Annotated in this window: 16 protein-coding genes and 1 pseudogene; 12 read left to right on the forward strand and 5 right to left on the reverse strand. The window is 70.1% G+C overall.

Going from position 1 to position 15795, the window contains the following annotated elements; genetic code table 11:
* Positions 1 to 249 precede the first annotated feature (249 nt).
* The 6 genes from AB0E24_RS16590 (at position 250) to AB0E24_RS16615 (ending at position 6044) form a co-directional block, all read left to right on the forward strand.
* The gene (locus AB0E24_RS16590; protein ID WP_099016100.1) at positions 250 to 570 is read left to right on the forward strand and encodes a hypothetical protein; all 321 of its coding nucleotides are present in this window, start codon (positions 250 to 252) and stop codon (positions 568 to 570) included.
* Positions 567 to 1367: a DUF427 domain-containing protein gene (locus tag AB0E24_RS16595; protein WP_351373683.1), complete on the forward strand. Its 801-nt coding sequence runs from the start codon at positions 567 to 569 to the stop codon at positions 1365 to 1367. Before AB0E24_RS16590 ends, AB0E24_RS16595 begins: the two co-directional genes overlap by 4 nt.
* A 307-nt stretch (positions 1368 to 1674) precedes the next feature.
* Positions 1675 to 2949 carry an O-antigen ligase family protein gene (locus AB0E24_RS16600; protein WP_359377659.1) on the forward strand — a complete coding sequence of 425 codons (1275 nt, stop codon included), beginning with the start codon at positions 1675 to 1677 and terminating at the stop codon, positions 2947 to 2949.
* A gap of 328 nt (positions 2950 to 3277) precedes the next feature.
* Positions 3278 to 3904 carry a LysE family translocator gene (locus AB0E24_RS16605; RefSeq protein ID WP_147965748.1) on the forward strand — a complete coding sequence of 209 codons (627 nt, stop codon included), beginning with the start codon at positions 3278 to 3280 and terminating at the stop codon, positions 3902 to 3904.
* Between the two features lie 209 nt (positions 3905 to 4113).
* Positions 4114 to 4542, forward strand: coding sequence for a hypothetical protein (locus AB0E24_RS16610; RefSeq protein ID WP_250849263.1), 429 nt, complete (start codon positions 4114 to 4116; stop codon positions 4540 to 4542).
* Positions 4543 to 4940: 398 nt separating this feature from the next.
* Entirely contained in the window at positions 4941 to 6044 is a 1104-nt protein-coding gene (locus AB0E24_RS16615) for a Gfo/Idh/MocA family protein (protein ID WP_099016097.1), read from the forward strand.
* Between the two features lie 70 nt (positions 6045 to 6114).
* Here AB0E24_RS16615 and AB0E24_RS16620 read toward each other — a convergent pair whose 3' ends face one another.
* Entirely contained in the window at positions 6115 to 7569 is a 1455-nt protein-coding gene (locus AB0E24_RS16620; RefSeq protein WP_359377663.1) for a glyceraldehyde-3-phosphate dehydrogenase, read from the reverse strand.
* Between the two features lie 148 nt (positions 7570 to 7717).
* Between AB0E24_RS16620 and AB0E24_RS16625 the strand changes: the two genes are divergently transcribed.
* Positions 7718 to 8050 (forward strand): hypothetical protein, encoded by a 333-nt coding sequence (locus AB0E24_RS16625; protein WP_146055648.1) that lies wholly within the window; start codon positions 7718 to 7720, stop codon positions 8048 to 8050.
* Positions 8051 to 8317: 267 nt separating this feature from the next.
* Positions 8318 to 10150, forward strand: coding sequence for an asparagine synthase (glutamine-hydrolyzing) (gene asnB / locus AB0E24_RS16630; protein WP_359378054.1), 1833 nt, complete (start codon positions 8318 to 8320; stop codon positions 10148 to 10150).
* Positions 10151 to 10255: 105 nt separating this feature from the next.
* On the opposite strand, the pseudogene AB0E24_RS16635 reads toward asnB, so the two are convergent.
* Positions 10256 to 10360 (reverse strand): annotated as a pseudogene (locus AB0E24_RS16635) (TetR/AcrR family transcriptional regulator); the annotation flags it as partial.
* A gap of 171 nt (positions 10361 to 10531) precedes the next feature.
* Between AB0E24_RS16635 and AB0E24_RS16640 the strand changes: the two are divergent.
* The 3 genes from AB0E24_RS16640 to AB0E24_RS16650 are packed head-to-tail and all read left to right on the forward strand — an operon-like array spanning position 10532 to position 12941.
* Positions 10532 to 11161, forward strand: a complete 630-nt coding sequence (locus AB0E24_RS16640) for an MSMEG_1061 family FMN-dependent PPOX-type flavoprotein (protein WP_206334144.1) — start codon at positions 10532 to 10534, stop codon at positions 11159 to 11161.
* Positions 11162 to 11188: 27 nt separating this feature from the next.
* On the forward strand, positions 11189 to 12097 hold the full coding sequence (locus AB0E24_RS16645) for a PDR/VanB family oxidoreductase (RefSeq protein WP_359377668.1): 909 nt from the start codon (positions 11189 to 11191) through the stop codon (positions 12095 to 12097).
* A gap of 52 nt (positions 12098 to 12149) precedes the next feature.
* Positions 12150 to 12941, forward strand: coding sequence for a siderophore-interacting protein (locus AB0E24_RS16650; RefSeq protein ID WP_359377671.1), 792 nt, complete (start codon positions 12150 to 12152; stop codon positions 12939 to 12941).
* Positions 12942 to 12994: 53 nt separating this feature from the next.
* Here the strand turns inward: AB0E24_RS16650 and AB0E24_RS16655 are convergent, their stop codons facing one another.
* The 3 genes from AB0E24_RS16655 to AB0E24_RS16665 all read right to left on the reverse strand — a co-directional run bounded on the left by AB0E24_RS16655 (position 12995) and on the right by AB0E24_RS16665 (position 14953).
* The gene (locus AB0E24_RS16655) at positions 12995 to 13597 is read right to left on the reverse strand and encodes a DJ-1/PfpI family protein (RefSeq protein WP_099016091.1); all 603 of its coding nucleotides are present in this window, start codon (positions 13595 to 13597) and stop codon (positions 12995 to 12997) included.
* Between the two features lie 117 nt (positions 13598 to 13714).
* Entirely contained in the window at positions 13715 to 14137 is a 423-nt protein-coding gene (locus AB0E24_RS16660; protein WP_093702732.1) for a tautomerase family protein, read from the reverse strand.
* 114 nt (positions 14138 to 14251) lie between these two features.
* Complete coding sequence (locus tag AB0E24_RS16665) at positions 14252 to 14953, reverse strand: SDR family oxidoreductase (RefSeq protein WP_069874934.1); 702 nt, start codon at positions 14951 to 14953, stop codon at positions 14252 to 14254.
* A 180-nt stretch (positions 14954 to 15133) separates the two neighbouring features.
* Here AB0E24_RS16665 and AB0E24_RS16670 point away from each other — a divergent pair, with 180 nt between their 5' ends.
* Positions 15134 to 15763 (forward strand): TetR/AcrR family transcriptional regulator, encoded by a 630-nt coding sequence (locus AB0E24_RS16670; protein ID WP_359377675.1) that lies wholly within the window; start codon positions 15134 to 15136, stop codon positions 15761 to 15763.
* Positions 15764 to 15795: the final 32 nt, after the last annotated feature.

The following is a 15795-nucleotide window of genomic DNA, read 5'->3' on the forward strand; positions in this document are numbered from 1 at the left end:
GCCGTGGCCGGCGGCCACGATTCGGCTCGAAGCTAAGGCCGCCACCGACGCTTCGGCGAGCCCCTGGCCACAACCGGAGCGAGGGGCTCTGACCGCACAGGGGAGCCGAGAACGCAACCGCGCGCTTCTCGCCGGACCGGCCGAAATCATGGCAAGTAGCTGCCACCGGGCATGAGGCATGGAGGGTGGATTAGAGTAGAAAATGTCATCGCGCGGTTGTCCGTCAAGGTCGATGAACGGATCGAAACCATGACCAGAGCAACCAAGACACCCCCTCCCACCAGCGCGTCCTCCCAGGCGTCGGCCCCGGCCACGAAGAGGTCGCGCGGCCCCCGCGCCGCGGCCGAGCACATCTGCGAGCGCCATTCGGTGACCATCCAGTTCGATGGGCGGCGAGTGGAGCTGCCCTCGCAGGAACAGCTGTGGTTCCTCGCGGGCCTCGGTGTCATCGCCGCCGTCGGGATCCTCGACTGGCCGGTCGCGGCGGCCATAGCGATCGGGCACTGGCTGTCCCACAGCCAGCACGGCCAGGCGTTGCGCGAGTTCGGAGAGGCCCTGGAAGAGGCATGACACAGTACACACCGGACTATCCGGCGATGATCGTTCCGGCCGGGCATGTGGAGCCCGTACCGCGCCGCATCCGCGGCTATGTGGCCGGCCGCCCCGTCTTCGACACGGTGCGGGCACGCTATCTGTGGCTCTGGCCGGGCTATCCGCAGTACTGCGTGCCCCGCGACGACATCGCCGAGGGGGCGCTCGTCGACGAGGGCCGGAGCCTGACGCTGAAAGTCGGCGGAGCACGCCGCCAGACCCTCCAGATGGGTTCGGTCACCCGCCCGGGCGCGGCCTGGGAGTGGGGCGAGGACGCGCCCGCCGGTGTCGTCGGCTGCGTCAGCTTCCGGTGGGAGGCCATCGACGCCTGGTTCGAGGAGGACGAGCAGGTGTTCGTCCACCCCCGCAGCCCGTACACCCGCGTCGACGCGCTCCGGTCCGGCCGCGGCGTCCGCGTCGAGCTGGACGGCACCGTGCTCGCCGACGCCCCGAGCTCGGTGATGGTGTTGGAGACCGGGCTCCCGACCCGCTACTACCTGGACCGGGTGTATCTCGACTGGACGCGCATGGCGCCCACCGACTCGGTCACCAGCTGCCCTTACAAGGGAACGACAAGCGGCTACTGGACCGTCCGGACCGACAAGGCCGAATACCCGGACCTCGCCTGGACATACGACTTCCCCACCCGGCAGGTGTCCCCCATCGCGGGGCTGGTCGCCTTCTACAACGAAAAGGTCGACCTCTACCTCGACGGACAGCCCCTTCCCCGGCCCGACCCGGTCAGCAGGGCGAACTGGGAGAAGGAACACCGATAGGCGGTAACGCCCCCTCGCTCGACCGCGCCCTGGGCCTCGGCCCAGGGCACACGTAGGGGTCTCACGGCGGGACTTGACGCCCCGTCGGCCAGGCGGCACACCGAAGTCGGGCGGCAACCCGCTGAGCCGGTCCGGCGGCTGATGGAGAACGCGCTGGTCCGCGGGCGGGCCGGGCACATAGGTCCGCGTCGGGATCGCGGCCGCCGCGCCGGACGTGGGCGGCGAGGCACACCGGACGCGAAGGCGGTGTCCGGTGTTCGTGTGTGTGCCATCTGCCGGTACCCGCGGCCGGACACGCTGGGGCGCCATGGCACCCGTGCGCGCGACAGTTCAGGCCGTTCCGCTGGTGGCTACGGCCATCGTCATGCTCGACGCGGCCACCGACTTCTTCCCGGACGCCCCGCTGGTCGGTGTCATCACACCGGTGCGCCTCGCGGTGCTGGCGGGCCTGGTGGCGACGGCGGTGACGGCCCCCGGGCTCGCCACCTTCCGCACCCGGCTCGACCCCGCCATCGCGCTGCTCCTCCTCGGTGCCATCGCCACCACCTATGTCGGCGGGCACCCCGTCCCGCCGCTGCGCGCGCTGATCACCGCCCTCGCCACCTTCTATCTGGTGGTCGGGGTGCGGCGTGCGCAGCCTGACTCCTGGCGGGCGGTGGCGCTGCTCGCGCTGGCCGCGGTGACGGCCGCGGCCACCACGGCGTTCTCCCAGGTGACCAATGAGGTGCCGACCGGCTTCTGCCGCACCGGGCTCTTCACCGACGTCGACTGCGACAGCGGTGGTTCCGGTGCGATGATCCGCGCCACGGGAACCTTCGCCAACCCCAATCTGCTCGCCGCGTTCCTGGTGCTGCTCACTCCGTTCGCCCTGCTGGCAGCGGTGACGGTCGCCGAACGTACCGCCCGCGTCGCCGTCGTGAGCGTGGGCCTCCTCGCGTACGGCGCGGTGCTGACCACCTTCTCCCGGGCGGGCTGCGTCGCGGCGGCGGCCGGACTGCTGGTGCTCGGCGGCGCGTACTGGCTCGCGCCCCGCCTCGGCCGGTGGGGTGTGCGGACGCTGACGACGGTGGGGCTGGCCGGGCTGGTGGCCGTGACGGTGGCGCTGTGGGTGGTGTCGCGGGCCGGTGACGCGCTGGGCGTCCGGGGCCAGGCGTGGAAGGCGGCCGTGGACCTCGCCATGGATCATCCGCTCGGCATCGGTCTCGGCCGGGCCGGGGACGCCGTCTCCGCCGCCGTGCCCGGCGGCAGGACGTTCGTCCATGCGCACAACATGTGGCTGAACTGGCTGGCCGAAGCGGGGGTGGCCGGTCTGCTCGGCATGGTGCTGGTGACCGTGATCGCCGTGGCCTCGGCGGTCCGCGCCGCCCGGGAGAAGTCCGTGGCCGGGGTCGTCGGGCTCGCCGCCCTGACGGGGTTCTTCCTCGCGGCCACGGTGGACCACCCGGCCAATCTGGACCGGATCGCCATGCTCTTCTGGCTGGTCCTCGGCCTCGTCATGGCCGAAGTCCCGGGCGGTTGGCGGGAGTCCGGGGCGCCCGCCAGGGCCACCGGCCGGTCGGGCCGCCGCGCGCGGCGCCACTGAAGCGCTCCGCCGGAGGTGCCGCGATGCGTCGTCGGCCATCCGCGGCGCCGTCTGTGGCGCCGTCTGTGGCGCCGTCTGTGGCGCCGTCTGTGGCGCCGTCTGTGGCGCCGTCTGTGGCGCCGTCTGTGGCTGGTCGCGCCCGCGCGGCGGAGCCACACATCGACACAGCCCCGCGCCCCTTCGGGGTGCTGCCGAACGGCAGCGGACTTCGCCCGACCCGCTCAGCGGGTCCGGCCTTGCCGCGGCAGCCGTGCGAACCAGGCGCGGCCGCCGTTCCACTTTCCGAAATTCGCTCGCCACCTGCGGCTCCGCCCCGAACCATGGCCCCATGGTTGACACATCCTTGTACGCGGCGTTCCTCCTCGCCGCCTTCGTGCTCTGCGTCACCCCCGGCCCCGACATGATGTTCATCGTGGCGATGGGCGGCCGGGGCGGTCCCACCGCGGGGGTCATGGCCGCGTTCGGGGTGGCGTGCGCGATGTTCGTGCACGCGGTGGCCGCGGCGCTGGGGCTGTCGGCCCTGTTCGCGGCGTTGCCCACGCTCTATCATGTGCTGCGCTGGGCGGGGGTGTCATATCTGCTCTACCTGGCCTGCAAGGCGTTCCGTGACCGCTCGCTGCCGGGCGAGGAGCGCGGGAGCGTCGGCCCCGGCAACCGTCGCGCCTTCTGGCAGGGAGCCCTCATCAACCTGCTCAACCCCAAGGTGATCCTCTTCAACATCGCCTTTCTGCCGCAGTTCGTGAGCCCCGAACTCGGCCATGTGCCGGGCCAGTTCATGATTCTGGGGATCACCTTCGTGGTCATGGGCTTCTGTGTCGACGGGTCCATCGGTCTGCTCTCGGGGAAGCTGGCCGGGCTGCTGAGCCGCAGCCGCCGGGTGGCGCGGGGGCTCAATGTCTTCAGCGGGACGGTGTTCACGGGGCTGGCGGTACGGCTGGCCGCCACGCCGAAGTAGGCGTCCCGGCAGTGCCTCCGCCGCGGCCGCCCGGGGTCCGGACAGCGGACTCCCTCGGCCAGGCCGAAGGGCCCGTACTCGATCGAGCGGTTCGCCGACGGGGTGGAGGCGATGGCCGACGCGCTCGGGCTGAACACGTTCCACCTGGTGGGCCATCACACCGGCGGTGTGGTCACGTCGACCCCAAGCCGGACGGCTCACATCTGGTGGTGCTGTGGAACCGCCGCCGCGGCTTCTACCGGGCGGGCGAGGAGGCCGCACTGAACCGGTATGTGATCGACGCGCTGAGCGTGCCGGACCGGGTGGAGGAGGGGCACGAGGCGGTTTACCGGTACCGGAGGATGGAGGAGCGGCTGGTACACATCACGGCGCCGGTACTCGCCGTGTGCGCGCCGCGGGACCACTATTCGCTGCCCGCGCTGGAGGAGTTCGCGGCGGCGCTCGGCCGCGAGACCGCGGTGCTGTCCGGTGGCCACGTACCGGCGCCCGAGCAGCTGCCCGGGGAGTTCGCCGACGTGGTCAACCGGCGGTTCTTCGCGGACGTCCTGCCCGGCCGGGACGGCCCGCTGGGAACCCCCGGTGGCGCCGGTGCGGTCGGCCCGCTGGGGGTCGACACGGCCCTGGTGGAGGGCCGGTGAGCGGATCCCCGGCCGCGGAATCGGGCGGGCCCCCGGCGAATTCTCACCACTCACACCATTCCTGCCAGGCAAAAAGATCTCTATATTGGCCATCCTCAGATCTCATGGCGGCCTTGGTCGAGGCACACCGGCGGGCGAGGAGGGCATGTCGTGACGACCGCGGCGGTCCCTCGTGGCAACGGCGAGGAGGCCCGGCCGGACGGGCGGTCCCCCAAGTCCATGCTCGGTAAGGTCGGGCTCATCCTGTCGGCCTTCGACGACGGCGACCTCTCCCTCAGCCTCACGGAGCTCACGGCGCGCACCGGGGTCGGCTGGGCCGTCCCGCTCGCCGAAGACGTCCACGGTGGCGAGGGCCACCGGGCATTCCGTGCACCACTCCTGGGAGAGGAATCACGGCCATGGCCGAACAGACCCATCGCATCGGCATCCTGGGCAGCGGCAACATCTTCGGCCGGTATGTCACCGGTCTCGCCCGCTACCCGGAGCTGAACATCGTGCGGGTGGGCGACATCGATGTGGCACGGGCGAAACGGGGGGCCGCCGAACATGCCATCCCCGCCTGGGGCGACGACGCGGACCTGTACGCCGACGACTCGGTGGACATCGTGGTCAACCTGACGCCGCCGGTCCACCACGCCCGCACGACCGTCACCGCCCTGGAGGCGGGCAAACACGTCTACGTCGAGAAGCCGTTGGCCACCACGGTCGCGGACGGCGAAGCGGTCCTCGCGACGGCCTCCCGCACCGGGCGCGTCCTCGGCTCCGCGCCGGACACCTTCCTCGGCAGCGCCGCTCAGACGGCGCGCAAGGCGATCGACTCGGGCCTGATCGGAACGCCCATCGGCGCGTCCGCCTTCATCGGGCACAGCAAGGCCGAGACCTGGCACCCCGATCCGGCCTTCCTGTTCCAGCCGGGAGGCGGCCCGGTGATGGACATGGGCCCGTACTACCTGGCCGCGCTCGTCAACTGCCTCGGCCCCGTCGCCACCATCTCCGCGGCCGGCCGCATAGGCGTGCCCGAGCGCACGGTCACCGCGCCCGGACGGACCGTCGACACCATCGAGGTCACCGTTCCCACCCACACCGGAGCCGTGCTCACCTTCGCCTCGGGCGTCATCGCCACATGCCAGATGAGTTTCGACGTCTGGCACAGCGAACTGCCGTACCTCGAGATCTACGGCAGCGAGGGCACCCTCTCGGCGGCCAACCCGAACCACTTCGACGGAGATGTGCGGGTCCGGCGGCACGGGGACGGCGACTGGACGGTTCTGGAACCGGCGCTCGAACTCTTCGGCGCCGTCGGCACACCCGAGCAGGCCCGCCGCGGGCTCGGCGTCCGCGACCTGGCGAACGCCGTCGAGGGCGGCCCGCACCGCGCCAACGCCGCCTTCGCCTTCCATGTGCTCGAAGCGCTCTGCTCGCTGGAGGGCTCCGCCCGGCAGGGCCGGTCCGTGACGCTGACCAGTACATGTGAGCGCCCCCGGGCGCTGTTCACCGCGTGACACCCGACCGCCCCCGCCCCAGCCCCCGTGGCAGCGGGGAGCGTGGGACGGGGGCCGTCGTCGTCCGGTGTCAGACCACCGGGGCCGGGTAGGTCGGGTACTCCACGCCGGAGACGTGCTGGACGACGCGGATGACCTGACAGGAGTAGCCGAACTCGTTGTCGTACCAGAGGTAGAGGATCGCGTTGTCGCCCTCGACCTTGGTGGCGCCCGCGTCCACGATCGAGGCGTGGCGCGAGCCGATGAAGTCGTTGGAGACCGCGTCCGGGGCGCTGGTGAAGTCGATCTGGCGCTTGAGCGGCGAGGTCAGGGACACCTCGCGCAGATAGTCCAGGACGTCCTCACGGGTGGTCTCGCGCGCGAGGTGCAGATTGAGGATCGCGATCGAGACGTCGGGCACCGGGACACGGATCGAGCTGCCGGTGATCTTCGCTTCGAGGTCGGGCAGGGCCTTCGCGACGGCGGAGGCGGCACCGGTCTCGGTGATGACCATGTTCAGCGGTGCCGAGCGGCCACGGCGTTCGGACTTGTGGTAGTTGTCCAGCAGGTTCTGGTCGTTGGTGAACGAGTGGACGGTCTCCACGTGGCCGCGCAGAACGCCGTACTCGTCCGCCATCGCCTTCAGCGGCGGGACGATCGCGTTGGTGGTGCAGGACGCGCAGGACAGGATCCGCTCATCGGGCTTGACGGTGTCGTGGTTGACGCCATGGACGACGTTGGGGACGTCGCCCTTGCCCGGCGCGGTCAGCACCACCTTGTCGATCCCGGGGCGCAGATGCTTCGACAGCCCTTCGCGATCGCGCCACTTGCCGGTGTTGTCGATGAGGATGGCGTCCTTGATGCCGTACGCCGTGTAGTCCACCGACGTCGGGTCGTCGGCGTAGATCATCTTGATCTCGTTGCCATTGGCGACGATCTTGCTGTTCGCCTCGTCGACGGTGATCGTGCCCTGGAACTGACCGTGGATGGAGTCGCGGCGCAGCAGCGAGGCGCGCTTGACGAGATCCTCCGCGGCCCGGCCGCCGGACCCGCGCACGACGATGGCGCGCAGCCGCAGGCCGTTGCCGGACCCGGCCTTCTCGATGAGGAGCCGGGCGACCAGCCGGCCGATGCGGCCGAACCCGTAGAGGACGACATCACGCCCCTCACGGCACTCGATCTTGTTGACCCCGGTGGCCCCGGCGACGGCCCCGGCGGTGAACTCCGCCACCGAAAGACCGCGGTCATCGGCCCGGTACAGCTCGGCGAGTATGCCGATGTCGATCTGGGAGGGGCCGAGGTCGAGCGCGGTGAGCGCCTGGAGGAACGGCAGGGTGTCGGTGACCGAGAGTTCCACCCCGGCGATCTGACGGGCGAATCGGTGGGTCTTGAGGATGCTGACGACCGACTTGTTCACCAAGGAGCGGCTGTGCAGCAGGACGGTGACGTCCCGCTCCCGATGCAGCTTCCCGATGAGGGGGATCATCGACTCCGCGATCTCCTCGCGGTGCTTCCAGTTGGTGAACGAGTCCTCGTTGAGAGTCACAAGTTTATCTTTCGAGCTAGGTGGCGCTCATATGCTAGCCCCCCAGGTCACAGGGGCATCCGGCACCCCCGATTCCACCCATCCGGACACACCCGGAGGCCCATCACGGGGCCGCCGGCCCGGCCGGGGCCATGGCTTCCTCAACAGCGTGGGATCTGCTCGTCCTGCGGGACTGCCGCTGGATCCCGCGGGGCTGCCCGGCCCCGCACCGGAGCGCTTCTTCGCCCCGAGCGCCGAGGAGGAAGCCCGGCGGGCCGTGGGGGCAGACGGAGCCGAGGCCCGCCGCCGCGAATACCAGGCCGCCGAGGAGCGTTTCACCGAACGGGCCGCCGACTGGTTCCGGGTGACGACCCGGACCGGGCCCGACGCCATGGCCGATGCCTTCCGGCAGCTGATCCAAGGGCCCGGGGACCCGGCCGCCGTGCGGGTGGTGCGCCCCACCGCGGCGAGCCGAGGCCGCCGCGAAGCCGTAATCCGGTAAGGCGCAAGGGAACGCACCGGCTCCGCCATTTCGTATACGACCGGCGTTTTTCATTTGTGAATTGCGACGCGGATATCGACCGTAAAATGGGAACTTAGTGGGCGCTAGTTTTCGGCCAACGGCCATGGCGAAACTTACCATTAACAGGAATTTACCAGTGAGAAATACCACTCGCCCGGGGGTGAGCGGACGGTAGCGATCCCCCTCCGGAGAGGTAGATGGTTTTCACAGGCAACTATCTCCCGCTGAGTGAAAGGGATGATCACTGTGTGCGGCATCACCGGATGGGTCTCCTACCGCCGCGATCTGACCTCGCACCGCCAGATCCTCGACACCATGACGGAGACGATGGCCTGCCGAGGCCCGGACGCGGCGGGGGCGTGGGTGACCGACCGGGCGGCGCTCGGCCACCGCAGGCTGGCCGTCATCGACCTGCCCGGCGGGGCGCAGCCCATGACCGTCGACACCGCCGACGGGCCGGTCAGCATGGTCTACTCCGGTGAGGCGTACAACTTCACCGAGCTGCGCGACGAACTGCGCCGCAGGGGCCACGGCTTCACCACCGACTCCGATACCGAGGTCGTGCTGCGGGGCTACGTGGAGTGGGGCGAATCCCTCACCGAGAAGCTGAACGGCATGTACGCCTTCGCCATCTGGGACTCCCGCACCGAGAAGCTGGTGATGATCCGGGACCGGATGGGCATCAAGCCGTTCTACTACTACGAGACCGACGACGGCGTCCTCTTCGGCTCCGAGCCCAAGGCCATCCTCGCCAACCCGCTCGCCGCCCCCGAGGTCGGTCTGGACGGGCTGCGGGAGATCTTCGCCTTCGCCAAGACGCCGGGCCATGCGATCTGGAAGGGCATGAAGGAGCTGCGCCCCGGCCATATCGCCGTCGCGGACCGCAACGGGCTTCGTGAGCAGGCGTACTGGCGTCTGGGGGTCTCCGAGCACACCGATGGCCAGGAGGCGACCGTCGCTCATGTGCGGGAGCTCCTGGAGGACATCATCGCCCGGCAGCTCGTCGCCGATGTGCCCCGCTGCACCTTGCTCTCCGGGGGACTCGACTCCTCGGCGATGACCTCGCTGGCCGCCCGCAAGCTCGGCGAGCACGGCGAGAGCGTCCGCAGCTTCGCCGTGGACTTCCCCGGACAGGCGGAGAACTTCCGCGCGATCGACGTGGTGCCCAGCGTCGACACACCGTATGTGCACGCCGTGGCCGAGCATGTGAAATCCGACCACCGGGACATCGTGCTCGACGGCTCCGCCCTGTCCGACCCGGCCGTCCGGCGGGCGGCCATCGCGGCAAGGGATCTGCCCATCGGGCTCGGCGACCGGGACAACTCGCTGTACCTGCTGTTCAAGGCCGTTCGCGAACAGTCGACCGTGGCCCTGTCGGGCGAATCGGCCGATGAGGTCTTCGGCGGCTACCCGTGGTTCCACGACGAGCGGCGCGAGGCCGACACCTTCCCGTGGCTCGCCGGAGGACTGACGCTCGGCGACACCAAGAGCCTGCTCTCCCCGGAGCTCACCGAGAAGCTGGACCTGGACACCTACCTCCATGACCACTACCTCTCCGCCCTGGACGAAGCGCCTCTCAAGGACGGTGAGACCGGCCTGGAGAAGCGCATGCGGCAGGTGTGCTATCTGCATCTGACCCGCATGGTCAACACCCTGCTCGACCGCAAGGACCGGATGAGCATGGCCGTCGGCCTGGAGGTCAGGGTGCCGTTCTGCGACCACCGCCTCGTCTCCTATGTCTTCAACACCCCCTGGTCGCTGAAGACATTCGACGGGCGGGAGAAGAGCATCCTGCGCGAGGCCACCCGCGATGTGCTGCCCGAGTCCGTGGCCAACCGGAAGAAGAGCGGTTACCCCGGCAGCTTCGACCCCGCCTATCTCTCCGCCATCAAACAGCAGGCGGGCGACCTCATCACCTCGGGACACCAGGCCATGGAGCTGTGCCGCACCGAGACGCTGAAGGAGGCGCTCGCCGCACCGGCGGAGGCCATCACCAATCAGCAGCGCGCCACCATCGAACGCGCCCTCGACCTGGCGACATGGATGGACCTGCGCAAACCCACCATCACGGTCGACTGACACCCGCGGCACGACCGTGCCACCTGGACGGCGGACGGGCACCTGGACCCCACCAGGTGCCCGTCCGTCGTCGCGATGGCCCCGGATCAGGCGCCCTCTCGCGCGGGCGAAAACGTGAGCAGCGGCGGTGAGGATGCGCTGCTTGGTGAGCTCGGCCCGAGCGTGCCGTGGCTGTTTACGTGGCTGAAGTCCGCGACGGCCCGACGTCATGCCCCCTCCTGCACGGCGCCCCGAATGCGAGTGGCGCGGGAGCTGAGTAATTGCTCACAATAGTGCCATGAACTGCGGCGGAGCGGTGAGCCACCGTCGTCGGCAGGAAAGCGACAACCGACCGGCACGGGCCCCGCGCCCGCCGCCCCGCCCCTCCCGGAAGGAGTCTTCGTGACGCAGACCAGCACACGCCCCCGTCGGTTGTCGCCGGCCGAGGTGCGCGCCCGGCTCGGGGAGCCGGAAGCCATGGTCAAGGCCAAGATCCAGGACCGTATCGACGAACACTTCCGCCTCTTCATCGCCCACTCCCCCTTCCTGACCATGGCCACGGCGGACGCGGAGGGGCGCGCCGACTGCTCGCCCCGTGGCGACTACCCGGGGTTTGTGAAGGTCCTCGACGACCACACACTCGCGATCCCGGACCGCCCCGGCAACAAGATCGCCGATTCCTTCCGCAACCTCGCCGAGAACGACGGGATCGGGCTGCTCTTCCTCATCCCCGGACTGCGGGAGACCCTGCGCATCAACGGCCACGCCTATCCCACCGACGACCCCGGGGTACTCGCCCGGACGCAGATCGAGGCCAAGGAGCCGGTGCTGGCGATCGTCGTGGAGGTGGCGGAGGCGTACTTCCACTGTGGCCGCGCGCTGATCCGCTCTCGGCTGTGGGATCCCGCGAGCCAGGCGCTGGCCGACGAGATTCCGTCGGTCGGCGAGATCGCCGCCGCCCAATTCGGGATGGACATCGATCCGATGGCGCTCACCCAGGCCCTCGAAGAGGGCTACCGGAAACTCTACTGACCCTGACCACGCCACAAGGTGAATCCGATGCAACAGACCATCGTCGACCAGATCGAGCCGGTCGCCGACGACGTCGTCTCCCTCGTCCTGCGAGCCACCACCGGCCCACTGGCGCCCTGGGAGCCGGGCGCCCATGTCGATCTGACGCTGCCGAACTGGCTGACCCGGCAGTACTCGCTGTGCGGAGACCCGGCGGACCGGGAGTCCTATCGCGTCGCGGTGCGGTACGACCGCCTCAGCCGGGGCGGTTCGGAGTACATCCACCGTTTCCTGCGCCGGGGCCGCGCCCTCGACGTATCGCTGCCGCGAAACCACTTCCCGCTCCTGCCCGCGCCGGAGTACCTCTTCCTGGCCGGTGGGATCGGCATCACCCCGATCCTGCCGATGCTGCGGACGGCGGCCGCGTCGGACGTCCCGGTCTCGCTCGTGTACGTGGGGCAGTCGGTCGCGTCCATGCCCTTCGCGGACGAACTGCGGTCCGGCTACGGCGAGCGGGTGCGGATCGTCGCCACGCGGCGGCAGGGCAGGCCGGACCTCGCCGCGCTGGGCTCCGCGCTGAACCCGGGTGCCGTGGTCTACGCCTGCGGTCCCGGACCGATGCTCACCGCGGCGGAGGCCACGTTCCCCGCCGGGCGGCTGTACGCGGAGCGGTTCCGCCCGGCGCCCAGGTCGTTCGCCCCCAACACGGAGTTCGAGGCGGTGTGTGCCCGGTCGGGGCGGACGGTTCGGGTACCGGAGGACGAGTCGCTGCTGGACGTCCTGACCCACGCCGGATACCCCGTGCCGTCGGGCTGCCGCGAAGGTGTCTGCGGCAGCTGCGAACTGACCGTGCTCGACGGCGAGCCCGAGCACCGGGACGAGATCGGCGCCCCCGAGGGCCGCGTCTACGCCTGTGTGTCCCGCGCCCTGTCCCCACGGCTCGTCCTGGACCTGTGACCCGACGGCCGTCGGACCCGAACGGAAGGCCAGACCAGAGATGTTGCCCAAGATGCGCACACCCGAGTCACGGCGGATGATCACGCTGGAGGTGCGCGGGACCACCAAACCGACCCCCGCCTTCTCGGTCATCACGCTCGGCGGCCCCGAACTGGAGCATCTGAAGCCCATGGGCTTCGACCAGACCGTACGGCTGTTCTTCCCCCGCGAAGGGCAGGAGGGGCTGAGGATGCCGAGGCTCTCCAGCGAGGCGTGGATGGCGGAGTTGCTCCTCCTGCCGAAGTCCCGCAGACCCTGGGTGCGCAACTTCACCATCCGGCGCGCCCGGCCCGAACTCGGCGAAGTGGACATCGAGTTCGCCCTGCACGGCGACACCCCGGCCTCCACCTGGGCCCGGCGCGCCCGGCCCGGAGACCCGGCGGGCATCTTCGACATGGGCCTGACCTACCTGCCGCCGGCCCATGCCGAATGGCAGCTGCTCGCCGGGGACGAGAGCGCCGTACCGGCGATCCTCGCCATCCTCGAACACGCCCCCGCGTCACTGATGGCGGAGGTCTTCCTTGAGGTGCCCGGGGCCGACGACATACGCACGGACATCGCCGCTCCGGACGGTGTCCGGGTGCGGTGGCTGGCCAGGGACGGCGCGGACGCCCTGCCCGGGAGCCTGGCCCTCGACGCGATCAAGGAGTCGGCGCTGCGCCCTGGCCGGTTCTACACCTGGGTCGCCGGGGAGGCCGCGCTGGCCACCGGGGTACGCCGCCATCTGGTGCGCGACCGCGGCGTACCGAAGCCGGACATCGCGTTCTTCGGGTACTGGCGGCACGGCCGCTCGAGCCCCGGCTGACCCCGGCTTCCGCCCTGGGCGAGCCCGATCCGCTCACCGCCGATGTGGCGAGCTCACACCGGCGGCTGCGGGTCGTACTGGATACCACGCCGCACCTGACGTGCGCGCTCCGGCGACACCAGCCTGGCCACCAGATGCAGGGCCATGTCGATACCGGCCGAGATCCCCGCGGAGGTGATCATGTCACCGTCGTCCACGAACCGCTCATCGGGCCGCACATCGATCGACGGGTCGAGCTCCGCGAGCCGGTCCAGCGACGCCCAGTGCGTGGTCGCGGGCCGCCCGGCCAGCAGTCCGGCCGCCGCGTAGACCAGCGAACCCGTGCACACGCTCGTCATCAGGGGAACCGATCGCCGCTGGGAGCGGACCCACTCCAGGTGCTGCTCGTCCTCGAGCTGAGGACGGGTCCCCCGGCCGCCGGGGTGCAGCAGCACATCCAGCCCCGGCAGGTCGGCCATCGCGTGATGCGCCTCGACGGTGAGCCCCTTCGCACAGGCCACGGGCTTGCCGTCGGCGGAGAAGCAGAACACCTGCCAGCCGTCCTCGGGGAAGGTGCGCGTCCAGTACGACAGCACCTCCCATGGACCGATGGCATCGAGCTCCTCCACGTCCGGGAACAGCAGGATCCCGATCTTTCGCGTGTCTTCCTGGGCCATGCCACGATCCAATCAGACCCGTCCCCCGCCCGGCCACGGGTTTCGCGGCGGCGCGGCCGCCGTCGCCGTCGGGGCCCCGCACTGCCGTGTGGTGCGGTCCCGGCCGGTGGCCGCCGGTCAGTACGCCACTGGACGGTTCTCGCTCACCCAGAGCCGCTCCGCCTCGCTGCCCGCGGGAGGAGGCCACCTCCCGTCGATCATCCACTGGTCCCGGGGTGTCTCATCGATGTGGAACTCGCAGTGCAGCCCGCGGTCCAGGGTGTGGGGGGCCAGCAGGCGGTTGAGCGCCTCGGCGCTCTTCCTCCTCCTGTCGGGGTCCGTCAGGTGGCGGGCGATGTGCTCGATCACGACCCGGACGGTGTTGTCCGACGGCTCCCCGCCGACCAGGAACGAGGACTCGGGGATGTCGTGGAAGAGGGTGACGACGTAGAACTTCGGCAGCCCGGCCCGGGTGTAGAACTCCGTGACGTCCGCTGCGAATTGGCGCTTCTGCTCCGCGGAGTAGGCGTCGACCGGATGGTAGACGTGCCAGAGGGGCATTGCTCTCTTCTCCTTTGAAGACCGTTGAAGACCTTTGAAGCCCGACGAAGCCGAACGGTGGTGACGAGCCGCGGCGATGAGCTGCGGTGACGAGCGGCTGTCCGCCGCGGCCGGTCAGCGCCCGATGGAAACCGTGAGACCCTCCACCGGCCCGGCGAGCGCCGCCTTCATCTGCCTGGTCACATCGTCCACGAGCACCTCGCTGGCGCCGTTCTCGACACCGTCCAGGACCGCCTCGGCGACCTCGGTGGGAGCGATCTTCTCGGCCCGGATTTCGGTGGTCATCTCGGTGTCGGCGAAGCCGAGGTGCACGCCGACCACCTGGGTCCCCTGCCCCGCCAGCTCGATCCGGAGAGAGTTGGTGATCGACCACAGGGCGGCCTTGGAGGCGCCGTAGGCGGCCGCGCCGGCGCCCCAGGACAGCACGGAGTGCATATCGACCAGCGTGCCGCCCCCATTCGCCGACAGAACCGGGGCGAAGTCGCGTGCCACCCGGAGGGGCCCGAAGACATTCGTCTCGAACGTCGCCACCACATCGGCCATGTCCGCCTTCAGCAGCGGCGCGGGCAACACCACGCCCGCGTTGTTGATGACGATGTTCACATCCGTGGCCCGGGCGGCGAGCGCTGCCACCGCGTCCGCGTCGTTCACATCGAGGGAAACGGCCTCGACCCGCGGGTCCTCACCGGGGCCGGGCTTGCGCGCGGTCGCGTAGACCTTCGCCGCTCCGCGCCGCAGCAGTGCGTCCACGAATGCCTTGCCGATGCCACGTTGGCCTCCGGTCACCAGCACCACGGAACCATCGATCGCCACCATGTCGGACCTCCTTGTCGAATCGCGCGCTCGAACCGGCAGGAGCGGCCCGTGCGGCCACGAACCAGCGGCGCGTCTAAAATAGATTATTAGCATCATCTAAAAGGAGCCGCAAATATCATCGACGCGGTACCGGCAGCCGGTACCCGAGTCCGCCATCACACGCAGAAGGAAGTACCGACCATGCCCCGAGCATCCCGAGCCGAGGCCGAGCGCCATCGCGAGCAGGTGATCACGGCCACCTCGAAGCTGGTACGCACCCACGGCGCCGACAAGGTGAGCGTTCCGCAGGCGATGGCGGCGGCGGGTCTGACCCACGGCGGGTTCTACCGCCACTTCGCCTCGAAGGACGACCTGATCGCCCAGGCGTGCTCGGCCGCGTTCGCCGAACGCCTCGCGGCCATGGAGGAGCCCCCCGAGGGCGAGGACACCGTCGCCACCCGGACCGCTTTCCTCACCGGCTATCTCTCCGCCCGGCACCGCGACAACCCCGCGCTGGGGTGCGCCGCGGCGGCACTGGCGGTGGACGCCGCACGCGCGGAGCCCGGTGACCCGCTGAAAGAGGCGTTCGCCGAGGGTATACGCAACCTGATCGGCGGGATGCAGCGCACCGCGAGGAGGTCCGACGGGGGCGCGGCCGACGAGGAGTCCGTTCTCGTCGAACTGTCCACCATGCTCGGGGCGCTGGTCCTGTCACGGGCCTGCGCGGGCGACGATCTGTCGGACCGCATCCTGACCGCGGCGCGCGACCATGTCCTCGGCGGACATGAGAACACCCCCGACACGAAGGACTCGTCCGGAACCGACGAGTGAAGCACCTTCGCGTCAGGGGTTCGCACTCACCT

The organism is Streptomyces malaysiensis subsp. malaysiensis (genome assembly GCF_040653035.1).
Classification (GTDB): domain Bacteria; phylum Actinomycetota; class Actinomycetes; order Streptomycetales; family Streptomycetaceae; genus Streptomyces; species Streptomyces malaysiensis.